The 22,166-nt window shown below is 68.9% G+C and carries 19 protein-coding genes and 2 pseudogenes; 13 read left to right on the forward strand and 8 right to left on the reverse strand.

Annotated features, from left to right (window positions below):
• Positions 1-190: 190 nt before the first annotated feature.
• The 4 genes from ACQEVG_RS17005 to ACQEVG_RS17020 all read left to right on the forward strand — a co-directional run bounded on the left by ACQEVG_RS17005 (position 191) and on the right by ACQEVG_RS17020 (position 3,364).
• Complete coding sequence (locus ACQEVG_RS17005; RefSeq protein WP_432983904.1) at positions 191-1,372, forward strand: sensor histidine kinase; 1,182 nt, start codon at positions 191-193, stop codon at positions 1,370-1,372.
• On the forward strand, positions 1,369-2,049 hold the full coding sequence (locus ACQEVG_RS17010) for a response regulator (protein WP_432983907.1): 681 nt from the start codon (positions 1,369-1,371) through the stop codon (positions 2,047-2,049). Before ACQEVG_RS17005 ends, ACQEVG_RS17010 begins: the two co-directional genes overlap by 4 nt.
• Before the next feature lie 191 nt (positions 2,050-2,240).
• A complete protein-coding gene (locus ACQEVG_RS17015) occupies positions 2,241-2,804 on the forward strand; it encodes a hypothetical protein (protein WP_432983910.1) in 564 nt (187 codons plus the stop codon).
• A 176-nt stretch (positions 2,805-2,980) separates the two neighbouring features.
• Positions 2,981-3,364, forward strand: a complete 384-nt coding sequence (locus tag ACQEVG_RS17020; protein ID WP_432983913.1) for a hypothetical protein — start codon at positions 2,981-2,983, stop codon at positions 3,362-3,364.
• A gap of 254 nt (positions 3,365-3,618) precedes the next feature.
• Here the strand turns inward: ACQEVG_RS17020 and ACQEVG_RS17025 are convergent, their stop codons facing one another.
• Positions 3,619-3,795 (reverse strand): hypothetical protein, encoded by a 177-nt coding sequence (locus ACQEVG_RS17025; protein WP_432983916.1) that lies wholly within the window; start codon positions 3,793-3,795, stop codon positions 3,619-3,621.
• A 629-nt stretch (positions 3,796-4,424) separates the two neighbouring features.
• Between ACQEVG_RS17025 and ACQEVG_RS17030 the strand changes: the two genes are divergently transcribed.
• A complete protein-coding gene (locus tag ACQEVG_RS17030; protein WP_432983919.1) occupies positions 4,425-4,694 on the forward strand; it encodes a WhiB family transcriptional regulator in 270 nt (89 codons plus the stop codon).
• A gap of 129 nt (positions 4,695-4,823) precedes the next feature.
• Here ACQEVG_RS17030 and ACQEVG_RS17035 read toward each other — a convergent pair whose 3' ends face one another.
• Positions 4,824-5,606, reverse strand: coding sequence for an Fpg/Nei family DNA glycosylase (locus ACQEVG_RS17035; protein WP_432985416.1), 783 nt, complete (start codon positions 5,604-5,606; stop codon positions 4,824-4,826).
• A gap of 457 nt (positions 5,607-6,063) precedes the next feature.
• On the opposite strand from ACQEVG_RS17035, the pseudogene ACQEVG_RS17040 reads away from it, so the two are divergent.
• Positions 6,064-7,049 (forward strand): annotated as a pseudogene (locus ACQEVG_RS17040) (chitinase).
• A 176-nt stretch (positions 7,050-7,225) separates the two neighbouring features.
• Positions 7,226-8,662, forward strand: a complete 1,437-nt coding sequence (locus ACQEVG_RS17045) for an amidase (RefSeq protein ID WP_432983922.1) — start codon at positions 7,226-7,228, stop codon at positions 8,660-8,662.
• Positions 8,663-8,727: 65 nt separating this feature from the next.
• On the opposite strand, the gene ACQEVG_RS17050 is transcribed toward ACQEVG_RS17045, so the two are convergent.
• Complete coding sequence (locus ACQEVG_RS17050; protein WP_432983925.1) at positions 8,728-9,258, reverse strand: hypothetical protein; 531 nt, start codon at positions 9,256-9,258, stop codon at positions 8,728-8,730.
• A 546-nt stretch (positions 9,259-9,804) separates the two neighbouring features.
• Here ACQEVG_RS17050 and ACQEVG_RS17055 point away from each other — a divergent pair.
• Together ACQEVG_RS17055 and ACQEVG_RS17060 are read left to right on the forward strand one after the other, a co-directional pair.
• Entirely contained in the window at positions 9,805-10,860 is a 1,056-nt protein-coding gene (locus ACQEVG_RS17055) for a hypothetical protein (protein ID WP_432983928.1), read from the forward strand.
• Positions 10,861-11,079: 219 nt separating this feature from the next.
• Entirely contained in the window at positions 11,080-12,618 is a 1,539-nt protein-coding gene (locus tag ACQEVG_RS17060) for a S8 family peptidase (protein WP_432983931.1), read from the forward strand.
• Positions 12,619-12,767: 149 nt separating this feature from the next.
• On the opposite strand, the gene ACQEVG_RS17065 is transcribed toward ACQEVG_RS17060, so the two are convergent.
• Together ACQEVG_RS17065 and ACQEVG_RS17070 are read right to left on the reverse strand one after the other, a co-directional pair.
• Entirely contained in the window at positions 12,768-14,657 is a 1,890-nt protein-coding gene (locus tag ACQEVG_RS17065; RefSeq protein ID WP_432983935.1) for an ABC transporter ATP-binding protein, read from the reverse strand.
• Positions 14,658-15,036: 379 nt separating this feature from the next.
• Positions 15,037-16,485 carry a gamma-aminobutyraldehyde dehydrogenase gene (locus ACQEVG_RS17070; protein ID WP_432983938.1) on the reverse strand — a complete coding sequence of 483 codons (1,449 nt, stop codon included), beginning with the start codon at positions 16,483-16,485 and terminating at the stop codon, positions 15,037-15,039.
• Positions 16,486-16,827: 342 nt separating this feature from the next.
• On the opposite strand from ACQEVG_RS17070, the gene ACQEVG_RS17075 reads away from it, so the two are divergent.
• On the forward strand, positions 16,828-16,977 hold the full coding sequence (locus tag ACQEVG_RS17075; RefSeq protein WP_432983941.1) for a hypothetical protein: 150 nt from the start codon (positions 16,828-16,830) through the stop codon (positions 16,975-16,977).
• A gap of 67 nt (positions 16,978-17,044) precedes the next feature.
• The gene (locus tag ACQEVG_RS17080) at positions 17,045-17,746 is read left to right on the forward strand and encodes a formylglycine-generating enzyme family protein (RefSeq protein ID WP_432983944.1); all 702 of its coding nucleotides are present in this window, start codon (positions 17,045-17,047) and stop codon (positions 17,744-17,746) included.
• A gap of 9 nt (positions 17,747-17,755) precedes the next feature.
• On the opposite strand, the gene ACQEVG_RS17085 is transcribed toward ACQEVG_RS17080, so the two are convergent.
• The 3 genes from ACQEVG_RS17085 to ACQEVG_RS17095 all read right to left on the reverse strand — a co-directional run bounded on the left by ACQEVG_RS17085 (position 17,756) and on the right by ACQEVG_RS17095 (position 21,060).
• Positions 17,756-18,985 (reverse strand): cytochrome P450 family protein, encoded by a 1,230-nt coding sequence (locus ACQEVG_RS17085; protein WP_432983947.1) that lies wholly within the window; start codon positions 18,983-18,985, stop codon positions 17,756-17,758.
• Between the two features lie 393 nt (positions 18,986-19,378).
• Complete coding sequence (locus ACQEVG_RS17090; RefSeq protein ID WP_432983950.1) at positions 19,379-19,855, reverse strand: GNAT family N-acetyltransferase; 477 nt, start codon at positions 19,853-19,855, stop codon at positions 19,379-19,381.
• A gap of 614 nt (positions 19,856-20,469) precedes the next feature.
• Entirely contained in the window at positions 20,470-21,060 is a 591-nt protein-coding gene (locus ACQEVG_RS17095; RefSeq protein ID WP_432983953.1) for a hypothetical protein, read from the reverse strand.
• A gap of 271 nt (positions 21,061-21,331) precedes the next feature.
• Between ACQEVG_RS17095 and ACQEVG_RS17100 the strand changes: the two are divergent.
• Positions 21,332-21,446 (forward strand): annotated as a pseudogene (locus ACQEVG_RS17100) (FAD-dependent monooxygenase); the annotation flags it as partial.
• Positions 21,447-21,607: 161 nt separating this feature from the next.
• Positions 21,608-22,054 carry a hypothetical protein gene (locus tag ACQEVG_RS17105; RefSeq protein ID WP_432983956.1) on the forward strand — a complete coding sequence of 149 codons (447 nt, stop codon included), beginning with the start codon at positions 21,608-21,610 and terminating at the stop codon, positions 22,052-22,054.
• Positions 22,055-22,166 lie beyond the last annotated feature (112 nt).

The raw sequence follows: 22,166 nt of genomic DNA on the forward strand, positions 1-22,166 counted from the left end.
GGGCACGTTGAGCACGCCATGCACGTTGGGACTGCCTGCGAGGAGAGCCGAGCGAGGCGATGAGGAGGCCGTCGGTGCGGCACGGTAAACAATCACGTCGGTCGTGCGGTCTGTGACGGCGGCGATCGGGAGCCTTTCCCCGGGGGAGGGGGAGCGGGCCGATCCGGACGGGCGATGGTTGACGGCGGTCATGCACGCGGCATTCGTCCTGTTGCTGGGCTCCTCGCTCGCCCGCTTCCTGACCCGTGACCCGGGCGACATGCGTACCGCATGGGTGATCGCGCTGTTCGCCGTCTTCTGGCTGCTCTACGTCCTCGGACGGCTGCTGGCACCCGCGCCGCGCCCCGGCGGCCGGCCCTCCGCCCGGCACCTGGCCTGGCTGGGTGCGGTGTCGGCCGTCTGGATCGTCCTGCTCGCCCTCGCGCCGAGCGCCACGTGGTGCGCCATGCCGCTGCTGTTCGCCGGCCTGCACACGCTGCCCGCGCGGATCGCGGTGCCGGTGGTGGCCGGGCTCACTGCGCTGGTCGTCGCCTCCCAGGTGCGGGTGTCACAGGGCGCGCTCAATCCCAATATGGTCATCGCCCCGCCGGCCATCGCCGCAGTGGCCACCGCCGTCCTGGTTCATCTGCAGCGCCAGGCGGCCCGGCAGCGCGTCCTGATCGACGACCTGGTCCGCACCCGCCGTGATCTGGCCGCCACCGAGCGGCGGGCGGGCATCCTGACGGAGCGACAGCGGCTGTCCACGGAAATCCACGACACCGTCGCGCAGAGCCTGTCCAGTCAGCAAATGCTGCTGCAGGCCGCCGAGCGCGTCTGGCAGGCGGACCCGGACACGGCCCGCGGGCACATCCGGGACGCGGCCGAGATCACGTCCCGCAGCCTCGCCGAGGCCCGCCGGTTCGTCCATGACCTGGCCCCGGCCGACCTCGCCGAGCGCACCCTGGCCGAGGCGCTCAGCGCACTCGCCGACCGCGAGAGCGGTCCGGGACTGACGGTGGTCTTCCGGCTCGACGGCACCCCGGGCCCACTGCCGGAGCGGGTCGAGGCGGCACTGCTGCGCATCGCCCAGGGCGCGCTGGCCAATGTGCGTGAGCACGCCGCGGCGACGCGGGCCGCGCTGACCCTGACCTGCCTGGACGACCAGATCTCGTTGGACATCGCCGACAACGGCCGCGGCTTCGACCCGGACGGCCCGCCGGCCCCCGAAGCGGGCCGGGCGCGCGGGCACGGGCTGCCGGCCATGCGGATCCGGGCTCGGCAGTCGGGCGGCACGCTCACCGTGGAATCCACGCCGGGTGACGGCACCGTCGTGTCGGCAGCCCTTCCCCTCACCCCCCTCGTCCCCGACACCCCGACGGAGACCGCCCCGTGAGCGCCGTGAGCCCCGTAAGCCCCCAGGAGTCCTCCTCGCCGATCCGGCTGCTGCTGTGCGACGACCATGTCGTGGTGCGTGCCGGACTGCGCGCGCTGCTGTCCAGCACGGACGGCATCGAGGTCGTCGGTGAGGCGGGCAGCGGCGAGGAGGCCCTCGCCGTGGCCGCCCGCGTCCGACCCGACGTCGTGTTGATGGACCTCCAGCTCGGCGGCGGCATGGACGGCGTGACGGCCACCCGGCACCTGTCGTCACGTGGCGGGGAGGATCCCCACACGCCGGCCCCACGCGTGCTGGTGCTCACCATGTTCGACACCGACGCCGACATCACCCGCGCCATCGAAGCGGGCGCCACCGGCTACCTGCTCAAGGCCGAACGGCCGGAGGAACTGTTCGCGGCGATCCGCAACGCGGCGTCCGGCCGCACCGCACTGTCGGCCCCGATCGCCGACCGGGTGCTGGCCCAGCTGCGCACCCCGCGCCCCGCCCTGTCCGAGCGTGAGCGCGAGATCCTCCAGCAGTTGGCGCGCGGCCTGGGAAACCGGGAGATCGCCCGAGCCCTGTTCATCAGCGAGGCCACGGTCAAAACCCACCTGGGACGGATCTACGGCAAGCTGGGGGTGGAGTCGCGGGCGGGGGCGGTGGCGGTCGCCAAAGAGCAGCGAGTGCTGCCGTGACGCGCCCGCTGCGGGCCCCGCTTGTTCTCGCCCATGACCTCGCCTGATGGCTTGAGTAGTTCCTCCGACAGTTGTCAATTGTCCCGATTAGCCGCTATGTGAAATTCTGGATCTGACGCGCCCCGAGGGGGCCGCGAAGCTTCGGTCCCCGTGCTCGGACGCCTGGTCTTGGCTGCCCAGTGGAGGATGCGATGGATACGAAGTGGACGATCGTCGTCATCGTGGTCGCCGTGATCGTCGTGGCGGCCCTGGTGGCGCTGGCCGTGCGGAACATGGCCCAGCGCCGGCGACTGCAGGAGCGCTTCGGGCCCGAATACGAGCGCACGGTTGAAGCTGAGGACAGCCGTCGAGCGGCCGAGCGTGATCTGGCCGCACGAGAGAAGCGCCACGAGGATCTGGAAATCCGGCCGTTGCCGTCGACCGTCCGGGACCGGTACGCGCGGGACTGGGCCAGTGTCCAGGAGCACTTCGTGGACAGCCCCGACCGGGCCGTGGGCGAGGCCGACCGCCTTGTGACCACCCTGATGAGCGAGCGCGGCTATCCGACCGAAGGGTACGAGCAGCAGTCTCGCGACCTGTCCGTCGAACATGCCCGCACGCTGGAGCACTACCGCACGGCCCACGAGATCAACGGTCGCGCCGGCAGCAGGGACACCTCCACAGAAGAACTGCGGAGCGCGATGGTCCACTACCGGGCGCTGTTCGAGGAACTGCTGAAGGACGACACCACTTCATCGGATGAAGGACGCCGCTGACCGGCGAGCGTGGACAACATCTGTCACCACCAGTCCATGGAGGTGGAAGCGACATGCAGAGAGAAGGCGGATTCGGGCGTGACGGCGGTGCCGGACCCGGTGAGGAGAGGCTGTCCACTGAGGACATAGCCCGGACCGAGACAGAACCTGCCGAGCCGCCGCCCCGGGACGACCCGATGCCAGTCTCCGATGCCGACCGCGCGGAGCCGAGAAGCAGAATCACGGACGCGCCCGGGGACCAGCGGCCCGCCGCCTCTGAACCCACTGGCTCAGGGCAGGAGGGCGAAGAAGCCGTTCCGCTTCTCGGATCCCGGGAGGCGGAAGAGTTGCGGTCCCGGTGGAGCGAGATCCAGCAGGGCTTCGTCGACGACCCTCAGGAGTCCGTGCGAGCAGCGGACGGGCTGGTCGCCGAGGTCATGCAGTTGCTCGCTTCGACCTTCGCCGACCACAAAGAGGCGCTCGAAGGGCAATGGCACCAGGGAAATGAGGTCGCCACCGAGGATCTACGGATCGCCCTACGGCAGTACCGGTCCTTCTTCGACCGCCTGCTCACCACGTAGGACCCGGTCTGTCGAGCTCCCAACCGGGGCCGGTTCGCCTACGCGGGCGGCCGGTTCGGCACACCCGTGCTGGATCTCCTCAACTGCGGCTTCAAGCAGATGGGTTGGGGGCTCGACGACGGCGCGGGTGGGCACGCCGACCGGCTGGGTACTCTGCTCCCGGCCGAGTGGCTCAACTGCCTGGTCGCGCTGCACGAGCGAGAGCAGATCCGTGAACCGGTTCGTCCCGCTCTCCGTGCACCAGGTATTCGACGTCAGCCGCGAGCGCCGGGTCCTCGGGCCGGGGCCGGGGCAGCATCGTCATCGTCGTCCAACGGCGGAAGGTCGACGGTGTACTGCGGTTCGCGAAACAGCCCCACGTAGGCCGCGGTAGGGGTGGTGGCGGGGGTCGGCTCGTTGCCGGGATCGCGCCGGGTTGCAGCAGTACTCATGCAGGCCTTCCGAGGGTGAGGTGCGACGCGGCGTGGTCGTCCCGCCGACGTCTGGGTGACTGTCCCGCCTGTTCGCCGCGCCCCTGATGGGGTGGCGCGAGCAGCGAAGACTGGCTGATCATATGACCGTTTGGCGGGATGGGTGTGTTCTGCCGCTCGTTGCCGCCGTGTGCGGTGGCTTGAGAAGGCGAGGCTATGCCGATTCTGCCCGACGCGGGTGGGCTGGAGGTGGCTGATCCCGGGCGTGCATGTCACGTCGGTCGGCTACAACCCGGCGGGCCGCCCTTCTCCGCAGCCCGCGAGCGCCAAGTCGGCGAGGAGATCACGCTGCGATGACCTTGGCTGCGTGCGGCCCTGCGGCCGCGTCGGCGCTGTGCGGGCGCTGCGCGTACCCAGATCCAGGGCGGTATTCCCGCGTGGTGGTGAGGCGTGGTGGTGACGGGGGCTCAGGCGCCTTGTTGCCGACGACCTTGCACGCGAGAGAGGCGACATCGGCAATGCGGCCGTCGGCGTGCGACGCCGGGTGTGGGGCAGATCCAGCATTCGCCGACACTTTCGTCGTTTCAGCGGCCGACCGTCGGTGACCCGAAGAGAATCGGCAAACGTCTGCGAATGGAGGAAGACTCCCCGTGGAGAACGAGAACTGGCGTCATGACGCGGCATGCCTCGAGGAAGATCCCGACTTGTTCTTCCCGGTCGGCAGCACCGGCCCCGCGATGCTTCAGGTCGCCGAGGCCAAGTCCGTCTGCGGCCGGTGCCCGGTCAGAGAGCAGTGCCTGCAGTGGGCTATGGAGCTTGGCCAGGACTTCGGGGTGTGGGGCGGACTCGACGAGAACGAACGGCGGGCGCTCAAGCGCCGCACGGCGAGGCGGCAGTCCCGGGCGCGGAGCGCCCGCTAGCGGCGGAGCCGCCGCGAGGGCCGTCACCCGAAGCGGCATCCGGCCCTCCACCTCGAGGCAGACATCGGCGAGCCCGAGGCCGGGAGGACATGGACTCAGCGATGCCGGTGCGGATGCCGTCAAGCGGTCTCAGCTCTGGCAGCGCGGACACCAGACCGTGCGGCGGCCGGAGATGCGGCGCGACCGCAGCGCCCCGTCGCACCGTGGGCATTCCGGTTCGCCGTCGTCCCTGCGGCCGGTGAGCCACGTACGACGCGGTGGCACGCGCGCGGCGCGCACGGAGGACCGCAGGACGCGGCCCATCGCGGCATGCAGGCTTCCGCACTCGGCCTCGCTGAGATCCCGAGCCGGACGTCCGGGATCGACGCGTGCCCGCCAGAGGATCTCGTCGCTGAGGAGGTTCCCGAGGCCTGCGAGGACGGACTGGTCCATCAGCACGCTTTTCACGGTTCCCCGTCGCCTGGCCAGCAGCTCCAGGAACTCCGAGCGCTCGACGTCAAGGGCGTCGGGGCCCAGATCGGTCAGGAGCCGCTCAAGAGTGGCATTGCTTCCAGTCAGCCGAATGCCCTGCAGCTTGCGCTGGTCGCGATAGCGCAGCTGCCGGCCGTCGTCGAGGTTCAGTACGACACGGTCATGGGCTTCGAGCGGGTCGTCAGCAGCGGCACACCGCAGCTCTCCGGTCATGCCGAAATGCCATATGAGCGTGGGTCCGTCGTCGGTCGGAGCGACCAGCCATTTGCCATGGCGCCACGGCTTGGCGAAACGCTGCCCCGCGAGCTCTTTCCGCAGCCGCCTCGCGGTGACCCCGTGCAGGACGCCGGCATCCAGTACTTCGACGCTTTCGACTCGCCGACCTTGGCCGCAAGAGTGCAGCACCTCACGGAAACCTTCGACGTCGGGCAGCTCGGGCATGTCCTCCTCCGGCACGGTATCGGGCCTGGTCAGGCCACGAGGTTGGGACATAGAGGGCGGGTACCCGGAGCGAGCCGGGTCACCCAGCTCCTGGCCAGATGCTCGTTACCGAGCCACGCTCCGGGCCTGCGGCCGGCGTCGTGACGACCGTCTTACGGGGAAGGGTGCGGGCTGCCGCGGTGACCAGGGCGTCGGCCCACGCGCTTCAACTGCCCCGGACAGCGGGGGTGATGCGCGGAAATCGGTAAGCGCGGCAGGGACCGTGTGCGGGCCCTTGACAAGAATAATGGTCTGGACCAGTTTGTACGTCCAGCGGTGGCCACCGTTTCGAATCGCACACCCCCCACGCGCGCCGCGCGTTCACGCAGTGGACCTCTGCGTGCTGCGGCGTGATCTTCTCCCCCCCCACGGAGGCCATGCAGTGCACAGGAAAGTACGCCCCCGCACGCTGGAAGCCATGCTCGCCGTCGGCGTTCTCGCGGCCGCAGGTATCGCCATACCCGCCGCAAACGCGTCGGAGGAGCCGACGTCACGCACCACCTCGGCGGCCCCCACCACCGTACCCGCGCACGCCCTGACCGGTTACTGGCAGAACTTCAACAACGGGGCGAGTGTCCAGACCCTCGCGCAGGTCCAGGACCAGTACGACATCATCGCGGTCTCGTTCGCTGATGCGACGGGCACGCCCGGCGAGGTCACGTTCAACCTCGACTCGGCGGCCTCGGCGGGTACACCGTCGATCAGTTCAAGGCGGACCTCGCCGCGAAGAAGGCCGCCGGAAAGTCCGTGATCATCTCCATCGGCGGTGAGAAGGGCGCGGTTGCCGTCAGCGACGACGCCTCCGCCAAGGCCTTCGCCGACTCGGTGTACGGGCTGATGGAGACGTACGGGTTCGACGGCGTGGACATCGACCTGGAGAACGGACTCAACTCGACGTACATGACGCAGGCCCTGAAGTCACTGGCGGCGAAGGCCGGTTCGGGTCTCGTCCTGACGATGGCGCCGCAGACCATCGACATGCAGTCGACGTCGAACGAGCACTTCAAGACGGCGCTGAACGTGAAGGACATCCTCACCGTCGTCAATATGCAGTACTACAACAGCGGTTCGATGCTGGGCTGCGACGGCAAGGTCTACTCCCAAGGATCGGTCGACTTCCTCACCGCGCTCGCCTGCATCCAGCTCGAAGGCGGCCTCGACCCGTCCCAGGTCGGCATCGGCGTGCCCGCCTCCACCAGTGGCGCGGGCAGCGGCTACGTCGAGCCGTCGGTTGTGAACAACGCTCTCGACTGTCTGACACAGGGCGCCAACTGCGGCACGTTCAAGCCGTCGAAGACCTACCCGGGTCTGCGCGGCGCGATGACCTGGTCGACGAACTGGGACGCGGCCGCGGGCAACGCCTGGTCGGAGTCCGTTGGACGGCACGTCCACAGCCTGTCGTAGCGCGGCAGGGATTGTAGGTACCAGCAGCTGCGCCGCCGCCCGGTGGCGCAGCTGCCTGCCCGCCGGGTGGCGCAGCGAGGCGGCCGGCAGCGATCTTGGTGGGCGGGGTTCATTGTGGCCGACGCCTGCACGGCATAGCGTTGATTGCCTCTCGAAGAATCGTGGCGGAGGCCCATGTGAGCGATCCCCTGAGCGCGACCGCTGTCCATGCCTTTGGTGACGACGTGCTCGGCGAGCACGACGCGGTGAGCATGGCCAAGCTGATACGTGCCGGAGAAGCCGACCCGGTCGAGGTGGTGCGGGCCGCCGTGGAGCGGGTGCGGAAGGTCGATGGGGACCTGCAGGCCGTGCAAGTTCCCGCGTACGACGGGGCCGTGGCCTCCGCCGCGGGCGGGTCGGGGGTTTTCGCGGGGGTGCCGACCTTCATCAAGGACAATATCGACTACCGCGGCCTGCCCACGGGCTTCGGCAGCGCCGCGTACCTTGCGCGGCCCGCGAGGCGGAACGCGCCGTTCGCCCGGCAGTTCCTGAGCACCGGCGTGACGGTGCTCGGCAAGACCCGGCTGCCGGAGTTCGGTTTCAACGCCACGACCGAGTTCGAGAACGCGGCACCGGTGCGCAACCCCTGGCACACGGGGCACTCTGCGGGCGGCTCGTCGGGTGGCAGCGCTGCGCTGGTGGCCGCCGGCGCCGTGCCGGTCGCACACGCCAACGACGGCGGTGGCTCGATCCGCATCCCGGCCGCCTGCTGCGGGCTGATCGGCCTCAAAGCCACGCGCGGCAGGCTGGTCGCCAACGAAGAAGGCCGCACTCTGCCCATCAACCTGGTCAGCGACGGGATACTGAGCCGATCGGTACGGGACACCGCCGTGTTTTTCGCTGCCGCGGAGAAATACTGGCGCAACCCGAAGCTGCCACCGCTCGGCCTGGTCGAGGGCCCGTCACAACGCCGTCTGCGTATCGGGCTGTTGCTCGATTCCCCGACCGGCGTCACCACGGACGCCGCCACCCGAGCTGCCGTGACGGACACCGCGGCCGCGCTGGAGAAGCTGGGCCATACCGTGACGCCGGTGCAAATCGCGTTGGACGGGCGCTTTGCAGAGGACTTCATCACCTACTGGGGCATGCTGTCCTTCCTCGTGGGCGCTACGGGCAAGCGGTTGGACCGCCATTTCGACCGGCGCCGCATGGACGGTCTCAGCCAGGGCTTGCGCGCCCACTACCGGCGCCGGCTGGGCAGCACACCGGCGGTGCTGCGCCGGCTGAGCCGCTCCCGCGAGGCGTACGCGGCGGCCCTGCGCGACCTGGACCTCATCCTCTCGCCGGTGCTTGCGCACACCACGCCGCGACTGGGCCACCTCAGCCCCGATGTGCCGTACGAGACGCTGATCGAGCGGCTCACCTCCTACGTTGCCTTCACCCCACTGAACAATGTGGTCGGCAGCCCCGCGATCTCCTTGCCCGCGCGCATCGCCACCGAGGACGGCCTGCCCATCGGGGTGATGTTCTCCGCGCGGAACGGCGACGAACGCACACTGCTGGAAATCGCCTTCGCGCTGGAGGCCGACCGGCCTTGGCGCCGCATCCAGGACAGCCGACCGTCGACGCCATGACGACTGCCACAGCGACCGCGACCGCGACCGCGGGCAACGGCGACCGGGCCTCGATTGCGGCGACCCTAGTCCGGCGCGGCGTCCGCGGCGGTCCGGACTTGGTCACGCAGCTCGCGCAGAGCGTCGGCAGGGGCGCCCAGTCCGTTCAGTGAGAGCCGCGCGGCCTCCACACGGGAATGCGGGTTTGTGGTGCACGCGAAGACGAGCGACTGGTGCAGCATCCACTGGTGGTAGGACAACAGCCGTGCGGCGCGTTCGCGGGCTTCGGCGACGTCGCCGTCCGCGGGCAGGGCGCGCACCATCCCTCGTAGGCGGTGGTAGACCACCACCTGCTCCCCACATGCCTTGGCGACTGCGCCTGATACCGGCTGCGGCTCTCCGCATGCGGCTACCACCTGGTCCGCCTGCCGCTGCGCCGCGACCGCCACATCGAGCACGTCCGCCAGGGTCCGGAGCTGCTCGGATCGTGCGGGCCGCACCGGAGGCGTATGCGCGGCGGGCCCCCAGCGCCGGAGGGCACGGGCCGTGCGGTGCAGCAGGTCCTGTGCCGAAAGGGACAGGCGCGACGTCGGGTGTTGAGTGACATGTACGGGCATGGTTCCTCCTGGTCACAGCCCGGCCAGGCACCGTCAGCGGAAGACCGGCGGTTTGCGGTGCGCCGTATCACCGGCACGCTGCGGACCACCTCCAGTGTGCGCGCGCCGTGCATTGCCTGCGCTGTTTACAGAGGCGGGCTGTGCCCGGGAATGCGACGTGGTCCTGGTGGGTTGTCGCCGCCAGCAACGTCAGTGAAAACGAAAACCATTCCTATTTATCGGCGCTGCGTTCCTGACGACTTCGACAGGCAGTTGCGTTTCCCCAGGTGCCGACCATCGCGTGCCGCTTGTACGGGGCGCCGCGCGGAGTGGACGGGCGCGTCGAAGGAGCGCGCTCCGCTTCTGATGTTGGCGTGCGGGAACGCCCACAGCTCGCTGTTCGTCGGGCTGGCGGGGGGCATGGCCGGCCCCCTTGCTCATGACCTCGTCCAGGACCCCCAGGTGCAGGCCGTGTTCGGCCTGGTGGGCGATCTGGAGTGCGTGGGCACACCGGTGCGCTGATGGGCACAATTGCTCGGCGCCGTGATGAGGGGGTTGATCGGGCTCATGTCCCGTGTGGCGGGTGTTCGCGATGACGTACCCGAAAAGGGCCGAACCGGCAGAAGCGAGTCCCTCGGCGACGACGGCCCGGGCGCGGTGCGTGATGGCGTCCGAGGGCAAGTGCCCGCTGCGCTGGGCTGGTTCGCGCGCTTCGTCGGGGGCACGCTGCTCGGCGAGTGGCGTGGCATTGTCGTGGCGCCTGTGCGGGAGCTCCTGCGCCGGGGGGTGGGCGGAGTCTCCCTGGCGTTGCTGGCCACATTCGCGGTGATCTTCTTCCACGCGATTCACCAGACGCCGATGGGTGCGGTGGTGGTGCGCCTGTTGGGCGAGGTACGTGCCGATTTGCCCCTCCCGCTTGCCCTGTTGCGGACTCCCGTGTCCCTGTTCGTCCCTGCCCTCGACCTGCCGGTGTGGGCAGGCATTACACAGCTGTTTCTGGCGTTCGCGCTTGCCGAACTTTCGCTGGGTCGTGCCCGGACGCTTGTGGTCGCGTACGCCACGACTTTGGCGGGCACACTCAGCGTCCGGGTGATGATCGCGCTCGGCCCGGGGTGGTGGGGGCTGGGGCTGCCGCCCGAGATCGGGCAGGTGCTCGACACGGGACCATCTGCTGCTGTGGTAGGGCTGTTCACCTACCTGGCGGTGATCCGGCGGGCACCTGTTCTGTTCGCCTTCACCGGTGGCTCGATGGTGCTGGAGTCTGTCGTCAAACCCAATCTGGCAGCTCGTGAGCACCTGATCGCGATCGGCACTGCGATCGTCTTGGGGCTGCTTCACGGACGCCTCGCGGCTCGTCGACCGAGGGACGAGGACGTGCTCCCGGCGACGCTGAATCGGGGTTCTGGATCACTTTCCGTCAGTGCCACGACGAGTCAGCGAAAGCACGAGCACGAAGGGCCGTTGGGAGGCACGATCCATAAGCGCCGGCTCACTGTGCCGCCTGGCCGTCGAACGTGCAGCGGCCCGCCGCCTGCGGCTGCCCCGTGGACCGGCTCAGCGCCGAAGTGGCGGGCTTGCCCTTGTGACTCGAGTGAGCCGGAGGCCTGCTGCGGGGCTGATTGAGGGGGAATCGCCCACACCCTGCCCGCAGTTGGTGTGATCGGATTCCGGTGCGGCAGACGGCATGGCCCGGGCGCTGTGCAGGTGTCGGAAGGAGGCGAGTAAGTCCAGGGGTCTTTGGCCATTGATACGCACGTGTGATCGACGCTAGCTTTCATCGTCACGTACCCCGCCCGTGCGTACTCAATTCGGGCGGCCCCACTGATGATGCGGAGTACCTCCATGGCTCATCTGCGCTCCAGACGCCTGCGTGCCGCCCTCGCGGTACCGGCCGGACTGGCGCTGACCGCGTCGCTCGGCTTTCTGCCGGGCGCTGCCTCCGCCCAGGCCGCCGGGCAGGACACCCCTGCCACAGCGACCGCGGACGGCCCCGTGCTCTCGTACGTGGTCAACACCAAGGCGAACCACGGCACCATCAAGGCTGTTGAGAAGGCGATAGCCGAGGCCGGCGGCACCGTTGTCATCACTCATGCGAAGATCGGCGTCATCGTCGTCCACTCGGCCAACCCCGACTTCGCCAAGCAGATGCGCACGGTCAAGGGCGTTCAGAGCGCGGGTGCCACGCGTACCGCCGCACTCGCCCCTGCGAGCACCACCGAGGCCGGTGCCCCGGAGTACGTGGACAGCGCCAAGGCCCAGGCCGCTACGGCCGCCACCGATGGCACCGAGCCGCTCGAGGCCGACCAGTGGGACCTGCGCGCCATCGGCGCGGACAAGGCCGCGAAGATCAACCCGGGCAGCAGGAACGTCACCGTCGCCGTGATCGACACCGGTGTCGACGACACTCACCCCGACCTCGCCGCGAACTTCTCCAAGAGCCAGTCGGCCAACTGCGTGGGCGGCGTCGCGGACACCAGCGAGGGTGCCTGGCGCCCTTACGACCCGGCGAGCGACTACCACGGCACGCACGTCGCCGGTGAGATAGCCGCCGCCCGCAACGGCATAGGCGTGGCCGGTGTCGCTCCGGGCGTCAAGGTCGCCTCGATCAAGGTGAGCGACCCGAAGACCAGCCTGTTCTTCCCAGAGAGCGTCGTCTGCGCGTTCGTCTTCGCCGCCGACCACGGTGTCGAGATAACCAACAACAGCTATTACATCGACCCGTGGCTCTACAACTGCCTCGACGACCCGGACCAGAAGGCCATCGTCGACGCGGTCAACCGTGCTTCGTTGTACGCGCAGAGCAAGGGCACGCTGCACGTCGCGTCCGCCGGCAACTCGAACCACGACCTCGACTCCGACGCGATCGTCGAGGACTCCAGCCCCGACGACACCACTCCGGCCCCGCGGACCATCGACCCGCACAAGTGCTTCGACATCCCCACCCAGCTGCCGGGTGTCGTCACGGTCTCCGCGACCGGCGTGCAGAACCTGAAGTCGTACTACTCCAGCTACGGACTCGGCGTCGTCGATGTCGCGGCTCCGGGCGGCGACAAGTACCAGATCCCGGACACCCCGTCGAAGAACGGCCGGATCCTCGCCACCATGCCGAACAACGGATACGCCTTCCTGCAGGGCACCTCGATGGCCGGCCCGCACGTGGCCGGTGTTGCGGCCCTCCTCAAGAGCACCCACCCGTGGGCCGGACCGCAGGCTCTGCAGGCCCTGCTCAAGGCCCAGGCGGACAACCCGGGTTGCCCGACCGGACTGTACGACCCGGACGGCAACGGTGTCGAAGACTCGGCCTGCAAAGGCACCGGTCGGGTGAACGGGTTCTACGGCTACGGCATCGTCAACGCGCTCGACGCCGTCACAAGGCACTGACACACCGCGTGCCCTGAGGCCTGCAGAGTCCGCAGGTCTCAGGGCTTCGGTTCATCCCGACCGCGCTCAGGTGGGCAAGATCGTTGTCACCGTCGACCGCTGAAGGCCTCATCGCCTCTGCCGCGACGTCCGCTGTCGGTGTGGTGGCGTCAGTGGACGGGTTGTGCCTCCTCCGCTCCGGGGTGTTCGAACTGGGTGCGGTAGAGCTCCTGGTAGCGGCCGCCGGAGGCCAGGAGTTCGGTGTGGGTTCCGCGTTGGACGATCTGGCCTTCCTCGACGACCAGGATCAGGTCGGCGGCCCGTACGGTTGAGAGCCGGTGGGCGATCACCACGGCGGTACGGCCCTGCAGCGCCTCCGTCAGGGCCTCCTGGACGGCCGCCTCGGACGTGGAGTCGAGGTGCGCGGTCGCCTCGTCGAGGATGACGACCCGCTGGCGGGCCAGCAGCAGCCGGGCGATGGTCAGCCGCTGCCGCTCGCCGCCGGAGAGCCGGTAGCCGCGCTCGCCGACGACGGTGTCCAGGCCGTCGGGCAGCGAGGTCACCAGCCCGGCGAGGCGGGAGCGGCGCAGGGCATCCCAGATGTCGTCGTCGGTGGCGTCGGGCCGGGCAAGGAGCAGGTTGGCGCGGACGGATTCGTGGAAGAGGTGGCCGTCCTGGGTGACCATGCCGATCGTCTCCCGGATCGAGTCCGAGGCCAGGTCGCGCACGTCGATGCCGTTCAGCCGTACGGAGCCGGCGTCGGCGTCGTACAGCCGCGGCATGAGCTGCGCGATCGTGGACTTGCCCGCGCCTGAGGAGCCGACCAGCGCGACCATCTGGCCGGGTTCGGCGCGGAAGGAGATCTCGTGCAGAACCTGCGTGCCGCCGCGGGAGTCGAGTGTGGCGACCTCCTCGAGCGAGGCGAGGGAGACCTTGTCGGCGGAGGGGTAGCCGAAGCGGACGCCGTCGAACTCGACGGACACCGGCCCGTCCGGTACCCGGCGGGCGTCCGGCTTCTCGGCGATCAGTGGTTTCAGGTCGAGGATCTCGAAGACCCGCTCGAAGCTGACCAGGGCGCTCATCACCTCGACACGGGCACCGGCCAGTGCGGTCAGTGGGGCGTAGAGGCGGGTGAGGAGCAGGGCGAGGGCGACGACGGCTCCCGGGTCCAGGCTGCCGCGCAGTGCGTAGTAGCCGCCGAGCCCGTAGACCAGGGCGAGGGCCAGGGCGGACACCAGGGTGAGCGCGGTGATGAAGACGGACTGGGCCATGGCTGTACGGATGCCGATGTCGCGCACCCGGCGGGCGCGGGCGGCGAATTCGGCGGATTCGTCGGCGGGGCGCCCGAAGAGTTTGACGAGGGTAGCGCCGGGCGCGGAGAACCGTTCGGTCATCTGGGTGCCCATGGCGGCGTTGTGATTGGCGGCCTCACGCTGCAGCTTCGCCATGCGGGAGCCGGTACGGCGGGCGGGGACGACGAACACCGGCAGCAGGACGAGGGCGAGCAAGGTGATCTGCCAGGAGATGCTGAGCATCACGGCGAGCGTCATCAGCAGCGTGACGAGGTTGGAGACGACACCGGAGAGGGTGTTGCTGAAGGCCCGTTGGGCCCCGATGACGTCGTTGTTGAGCCGGCTGACGAGTGCGCCGGTGCGGGTGCGGGTGAAGAAGGCGACCGGCATCCGCTGGACGTGGTCGAAGACCGCCGTGCGCAGATCGAGGATCAGCCCCTCGCCGAGGGTGGCCGACAACCAGCGGGTGAGGAGAGCGAGCCCCGCCTCGGCGACGGCGATGACAGCGATCAGCAGCGCGAGCCGGGTGACCGTGCCGGCCTCCTGGCCTTTGACTATCGCGTCGACGACGCGGCCGGCGAGCACGGGTGTGGCCACGGCGAGCAGTGCGGTGATCACACTGAGCACCAGGAAACGGTACAGCTGTCGGCGGTGCGGCCGGGCGAAGGCGGCGATGCGCTTCAGGGTGGCCCGCGAGAAGGGTCTGCGATCCTGCTGGGCGTTCATCACACTGTGCAGCGATGTCCACGCGGTGACTTCCATGTCCATGAGTGCCTCCGGAATCTGGTGGGCCGACGCGGTTCCCGTCGGCCGGCGTGGCCCGGGGCGCACCCAGAACGCTAAGACCTAAACCAGACTCGAGGTCAACTGATTCCTCTGGTCCTCACCAAGCAGCCCATCAATGAGGCTCACCCACCGCTCATCCGCAGTCGGTGGTCGGCCAGGTGACCACCACCTTCACCGCGCCCGCTGGATCACCGGCCGGACGATCATCGCTGACCGGATCGGGTCCGGGGCCGTGACGGCAACAGCCGTGCTCTGTGCGGTCGCCGCCCGACAAGAGCGGTGGCCGGCACAGAACACGGCTGCCTGCGGTACGGCCGGCACCGATTCTTCTCCTGCGACTCGGGACGTCGCGGCAGTCGGATCAGCCCAGGGAGGTCATGACGTGCTTGATCCGCGTGTAGTCGTCGAAGCCGTACGCGGACAGGTCCTTGCCGTAACCCGACTTCTTGAAGCCGCCGTGCGGCATCTCGGCGACGAGGATCATGTGGGTGTTGACCCACACACAGCCGAAGTCGAGTGACTTCGACATCCGCATCGCGCGCGCGTGGTCCTTGGTCCACACCGACGACGCCAGCGCGTACTCGACGCCGTTCGCCCACTCGAGGGCCTGCGCCTCGTCCGTGAACGACTGGACGGTGATGACCGGGCCGAAGACCTCGTTCTGGACGATCTCGTCGTCCTGCTTGAGGCCGGAGACGACGGTCGGAGCGTAGAAGTAGCCCTTCTCGCCCACCTGGTGGCCGCCCGCCTCGACCTTCGCGTGCACCGGCAGCCGGTCGATGAAGCCGGACACCTGCGCGAGCTGGTTCGGGTTGTTCAGTGGGCCGTAGAGCACGTCCTCGTCGTCGATGTCGCCGGTCTTCGTGCCGGCGGCAGCCTTTGCGAGGGCGGCCACGAACTCGTCACGGACGGGCTCGTGCACCAGGACGCGGGTGGCGGCCGTACAGTCCTGGCCCGCGTTGAAGAAGCCCGCCGCCGTGATGGTCTCGACGGCCAGGTCGATGTCCGCGTCGTCGAAGACGATGACGGGTGCCTTGCCGCCCAGCTCCAGGTGGACCCGCTTGACGTCCTTGGCCGCGCTCTTGGCGACCTCGATGCCGGCGCGGACGGAGCCCGTGATGGCGGCGAAGGCCGGGGTCGGGTGTTCGACCATGAGGCGGCCGGTCTCGCGGTCACCGCAGATGACGTTGAGAATGCCGGCCGGGAGGTCCAGTTCCTGCAGCACTTCCCCGACGATCTCGGCGAGCAGCACCGTGGAGGCCGGGGTGGTGTCCGACGGCTTGAGGACGACGGTGTTGCCCGCGGCGATGGCCGGGGCGAACTTCCACACCGCCGTCATCATGGGGTAGTTCCAGGGTGCGACCTGTGCGCAGACGCCGACCGGCTCGCGCCGGATGATCGAGGTGAGTCCCTCGGCGTACTCGCCGGCCGAGCGGCCTTCGAGCATCCGGGCCGCGCCGGCGAAGAAGCGGATCTGGTCGGCCATGGGGCCGATCTCCTCGGCCCTGGTCACGGCGCGCGGTTTGCCGGTGTTCCGGCATTCCGCCTGGACCAGTTCGTCGGCGCGTGTCTCGACGGCATCGGCGATCTTCAGGAGCAGCCGCTGGCGGGTGCTGGGCGTGGAGTCGCGCCAGACGGCGAAGGCGGCCGCGGCGGCTGCCATGGCCGCGTCCACGTCGGCCGGGCCGGAGAGCGGGGAGGTGGCGTACGGCTCGCCGGTCGTCGGGTCGACGACGGGAAGGGTACGGCCGTCCTGTGCGTCGACGAACTTTCCGTCGATGTAGTTGCGCAGCGAATGAAGATCACTCACGCGTCTCTCCTTGTGGCTGGGTGAGGGGAACGGCTGCCGGGCAGAGCGGACCATGGTCACGGCGCGTCCCCCTCGGGTCACGGCGGACGCGGGGGCACGGTCCGGTGGTGCCGGAGCGTGGTCGGCTCCGGGCGGTGATGGGGACGCTATCCGGGGTTCGACCGCCGATGAAGTATCGGAATCATCCATTGCCCCGGTGTGCTAGTGGATGATCTGCACACTGTGGCTTTGCCCGGCACCTGGCCGGTCACGTCGCGTCGGGGCGTGCGGAGGTGACCGTCGCGCATGAGTACGTTTACGGGTATCCCTGACGCCAGTGCGATCAACATGATGGCTTCATGAGTGAGCACGAGCGTCATCCCGGAGCCCGCCCGTGCCATTCGGCCCGTAGAAAGAGTGATCAAGGTCGTCCTCATTGTCGCGGCCGGAGCGGCCGCGATCCTGGTGCTCTACATGGCCCTCATCATCGGCGTCTTCGCCATGGCCGCCTGATCGTGGCCATACCGGCGCTGGAGCTGTTCGCCCTGCGGGGACAGGCGATTGGTAAGATCGTCTGCCCATGAACGCGAGTGCAGCAAACGAGATGATTGCCCTCCCGCCCGGTCAGGTGACGCTGTCTGACCGGCGAACGCAGCGCAGCTGGTCCGTCGAGCTCGCGCCCTACCAGCTCGCGGCGTTCCCCCTCACTCAGGCGCGGTACGCACAGGTCACCGGTCAGCGGCCGAGCACCGCGCAAGGCGACCGGCTGCCCGTCGAGGGCGTTTCGTGGTTGGACGCTGTCCGGTTCTGCAACGCCCTGTCCGAGCGCGAGGGGTTGGCGCCCGCGTATCGCCACAAGGCTGAGGTCGAGGGCGTCGAAGGTGTCGACGGTGTCGAGGGCGTCGAGTGGGACGCATCCGCCGACGGGTACCGGCTGCCGACCGAGGCCGAGTGGGAGCACGCATGTCGTGCCGGTACGGCCGGCGCGCGGTACGGGCAGCTCGACGAGATCGCCTGGCATCGCGGCAACTCGCACGAGCGGATTCACGACGTGGGCGGCAAGCAGCCCAACGCGTGGGGCCTGTACGACATGTTGGGCAACGTTTGGGAGTGGTCCTGGGACGTCTACGACGCCGAGGTCTACGGCACCTACCGGGTGCTACGTGGCGGTGGGTGGTTCGACGAGCCCTGGAGCTGCCGGGCCTCGGTGCGGCGCCGCAGCCACCCGACCTTCCGGATCGACGACGTAGGATTCCGCATCGCGCGTTCCATTCTGCGCTGATGCGCGTTGTCAGACGGCGGGTTGCAGACGGACGGGCAGGTACTGGTGCCCGTTGGTGATCAGCGAGGGCACGCGCTGGAGTTCGTCCGAGGGGACGGCGAGTGCGGCGTGGGGGAAGCGATCGAAAAAGGCCCGGAGCGCGATGGCCGCTTCAAGGCGGGCAAGCGGAGCGCCGAGGCAGAAATGGGCGCCGTAACCGAAGGCGAGATGCTCCGGTCCTGGAGTGGTGCGGGTGATGTCGAAGCTCTCGGCGCTGTCTCCGTGCCAGTCGGGATGCCGGTTTGCCGCGGCGTAGGAGGCGAGGATCGCCTCCCCTTGGGCGATCACTTGACCGTCGGGCAGTGGAATGTCACGGACGGCGAAGCGCATCGGCAGGTGCTTGACGGCCGGCTCCAGGCGCAAGGTCTCCTCTACAACGGCCCCCCATGTCGCGCGGCCTGAGCGGACGTCGTCGAGCTGTTCGGGGTGGGTCAGGAGCGCGGTGATGCTCTGGTCGATCAGATTGACAGTGGTCTCATAGCCTGCACTGATCATCAGCAGCAACGTGTCGCGCAGCTCGTTCTCGGACAGCGCCGACCCGTCGCCGTCCTCGTCCCGCGCGGCGATGAGCAGGGAGGTCATGTCGTCGCCGGGCTCGGCCCGCCTGGTCGCGATGAGGTCGTCGAGTACCGCGTAGAGGCCGGCAGTGTTGGCGGCCGTCTGCTCCGGGGTGAGGGTGGTTGCGAAGACGCCGTCGACGAGGGTGCGGAAGCCCTCCCGTTGGCCCGCGGGCAGACCCATGAGGTGGCTGATGACCTGGATCGGCAGCGGATAGGCGAAGCGGTCCCGCAGGTCGACCTGCTCGCCGGGCGCGGTCTTCTCCAGGTCGTCGAGCAGGGCGGCGACGATGTCCTCGACGCGATCCTTGAGGGCGTCGACGCGCCGCGCGCTGAAGGCGGGGGCGACCATCCGGCGCAGCCTGCGGTGGTCTTGGCCGTAGGCGGTGAACATGTTCTCGACCGCGACCCACAGGGCGAGTGGCCACGTCTGTATGGCGCCGTTGAACTGCGGCCAATGGCGGCGGGCGTCTTTGGACACGTCCGGGCTGGTCAGCAGCTTCTTCAGCAGATCGGGATCCGTGACGGACCACGCGGTTACGCCGAGGATGTCGACGCGGGCCGCGGGTCCCTTGGCGCGCAGCGCGCGGTGTTCGGCGTCCGGGTCGGCGCCGGTGGGGTCAAGGACGAGAGGCTGGGGCATGGCGGGGTCTCCGTTTTCCGGACCAGGGGGCGGGCGGGGCGATCAGGTACGCGTGGGAGCGGGCGGGGCAGACCGGGAAGCTGAGGGCTGGACAGTGGGCGAACGTGAGGTGAGCCTATGGATCCTCAGGGTCAGCGGCACCCACCTTCGTCCTTCAGCCGGCACGGGTTGGCGCGATCACATCGTCGATTCACGGTCACGACTCGCCCAGTTCGCCACACCTCCGACTCCAACTACCGCGGCATCGAGGCCTCCGCCCTGTCTGGTCCTTCCCCAACAACCCGACGCTGACGCATGAGCCAGGCGGAGCCGCGGTGCGGCTTGTCCGTAGGTGGTCACCGGGGTGTGGTCGGCTGACCGCTCTCACCGGGCTGCCCTGGCGTCGCGCACGTGTCAGTCGGCCAAGGTGAGAACCACTTCGTCGATCTCCTCGCCGCGCGCGTTCGCAAAACCCCGTTCGTTGCCGGTCACCACGAATCCGCACTTCTCCAGGACTCGAAGAGAGCCGCCGTTGTCTGCGGCCGCGCGGGCGCGCAGCGGACGCTCCGATACGACCCCAAGCAGCTCCCGCAGCGCGGCTGTCGCCGCTCCACGGCCCCAGTGCTCCCGCCCGATCCAGTACGTGACCTCGCGCTCCCCGGGCGGGCCGAACACCGAAGCGTGCCCGATGACCTCGCCGTTCTCGCCAACGACGGTGCGCACGACGACGGCCGGATCGTGCCGGATCCGCGCCCAGTGGGCCTCGAAATGGTCGCGGTCCGAGGGATCCTTGGCGGTGAACGCTGCCATCCGATTTCCCTCGGGGTCATTCGACTGGGAGTAGAAGACCGGCAGATCGCCGTCCCGTACTTCTCGCAGCGTGACATGCATCAGAGCCTCCAGCGCTGATCGTGAGCGGTCGCAAGCCTCGAAAGCGCCCTTGGATCATCTCAGAACCGCCACCACTTCCGCTGAGCTTGGGCTTGCTGATCCGCTCCGGCCGCGCCTTTCTGAGTGGGTGCGTTGGGGACTCAGTAACCCTCTCGCGTAAGGCAGTTCGGACGAATCCGCCGCCAGGGCGGGGTTCGTCCGACTGTGGATGTACGGACCGCGTGACAGATGGTCCCAGGGTCGTACGTGACGAGGTGCCAACTCGGCCGGCTGGTCGTCACGTTCACCGTCGTCAGTCCGTACCTTGGTAATTCTCAACGCCTTTGCGGGTGGTACAGGGTCCACTGTGTCGGTCACGCAGAGGAATTGGACGGACCGAGGCAGAAATGCTGCCCGCGCCGGTACGACCATGGCGCGGGCAGCGGTCTGTCCGTGGCGTCGTTGCGGGTCGCCAAGGCATTCTGCGCAAACGGGCGGACACGCCGTCATGGCCGGTCCCGGGTATGGAGCACGGCTGCGGCTACGGGGGTTCCGTATTCCACCGGGTCATCCCGACTTCATGCTCCAGGGCCGCGTGGTGCGGGCCCGCCCCGTCGTCGTCCGTGCGGGTCGGCTCAGCCGCGCAGGCGATAGCTGGTGGCGAACCCGGAAGTGCTGCACACATTCAGCTGACTGCTCGTCTGGTCGTACGTCCACCCGGACGGCACGGTACATGCCCACAGTCCGTTGGCCGGGCTGCGCAGGCGATAGCTGGTGGCGAATCCGGAGGTGCTGCACACGTTCAGCTGGCTGGAGACCCGATCGTAGGTGAGGTTCCAGTTGGGGAGGGTGCAGGCCCACAGGTTGTCCTGGGGCGCACGCATTCGGTAGCTGGTGGCGAAGCCGCTGGTGCTGCACACATTGAGCTGGCTGGAGGCCTGGTCGTAGGTGTAGCCGGGGGAGACGCTGCAGACCCAGATGTTGTCCTGCGGCGCGCGCAGGTGGTACGAGGTGCGGAATCCCGATCCGCACACATTGAGCTGGCTGGCCACTCGGTCGTAGGTGTAGCCGGCGGGCACGGAACAGGCCCACGTGTTGTCCAGCCCAGACGCCTGGGCACGGGCGGCGGGCGCGTTGACGGCCATGAGCAGGACCGTCGCGAGCAGGGCGAGTGCCGCCGGCAGCGCTCTGGACGAGTCAGGGAACGAGCGCGTGGATGTACGCATGTTCCGCATGTACCACCTCTTTCTGAAAGGCCCGCGCCGCCCATTCAATTGCGGCGCGGACAGGCGGTGACTGACGCCGCGTCGGGGGCGGGGGCAGCCGCCGGGCGATCCGGCCTCAGAAAGCTAGCGACGCCGCCCGGAGAGTAAGAGGAGGTTTTCGGTCTATGTCAGAACAAGCCACTGGAATCCGGGATTCTGGTGCGATACGAGCCCCTTCTTCATCGATTGATTTCGCGCCGTCGATTGGCCAGGGGTCGGCGGTCTGGTCGGCGCCGGCGAGGGCGCCAACCTCGCCATGCAGGACGGCGCAGAACTCGGACAGGCCCTCGCCGCGCACCCCGGCGACACAGAGGCCGCACTCGCGACCTACGAGAAGGCGATGTTCCAGGCTCTCAGACATCCAACTCGGCGTACTTCACGAGCAGTTGTCCCGGTAGCCGAACAACGAGGCCCAGATCGGCCCCACCCGCCTCGGCAACGCCATCCGACGTATCGAGGAATACGGGCACGACCGCTACTGGACACCCAGGTCCTGTGGAACGAGCTCATGGGTGCCGTGCCCGCACAGGTCCGCCGCCAGGCGGACAACTCGCGTACCAGCGTGGATTTCTTCGTGGCACTGCTCTGCGGCCATGCCGCTGTGGCCGCCTTCGCCGTCGCCACGCTCGGCATGAGCGGGTACCTGGAGCTGCCCATCATCACCGTCGTGGTCCTCGTCGCCCTGATCCCGCTCTGGTACCGCTCCGCCGTCATCGCCACCGACGAATGGGCAGCCTCCGTACGGGCGTTGGTCAACCTTGGCCGTAAGCCGCTCGCCGAAGCCCTTGGCCTGACCCTCCCCGAAAGCCTGGCCGACGAGCGGACCATGTGGCAGATGGTCACCCGGATGTCGCGGCGCCCATACCACTCGGCGGCCGAGGAGGCGTTTGCTCCCTACCGCGCAGGGCAGGCCGACTCGCGGTGCCCGATGCGCCCGCCCGCTCCACCTCAGTAGCGGAACCCGGAACCATTACTGGGCGAACCGGGTCTGCTCGGCGGCCGGTTGCACCGCCGTCCGCCGTGCCACGATGAACCGTGCCGCGCTGGAGCCCGCGGCATCCGCTTTC

Origin of the sequence: Streptomyces sp. CA-135486, assembly GCF_050936555.1 — a bacterium.
In the GTDB taxonomy this organism is placed as follows: Bacteria; Actinomycetota; Actinomycetes; order Streptomycetales; family Streptomycetaceae; genus Streptomyces.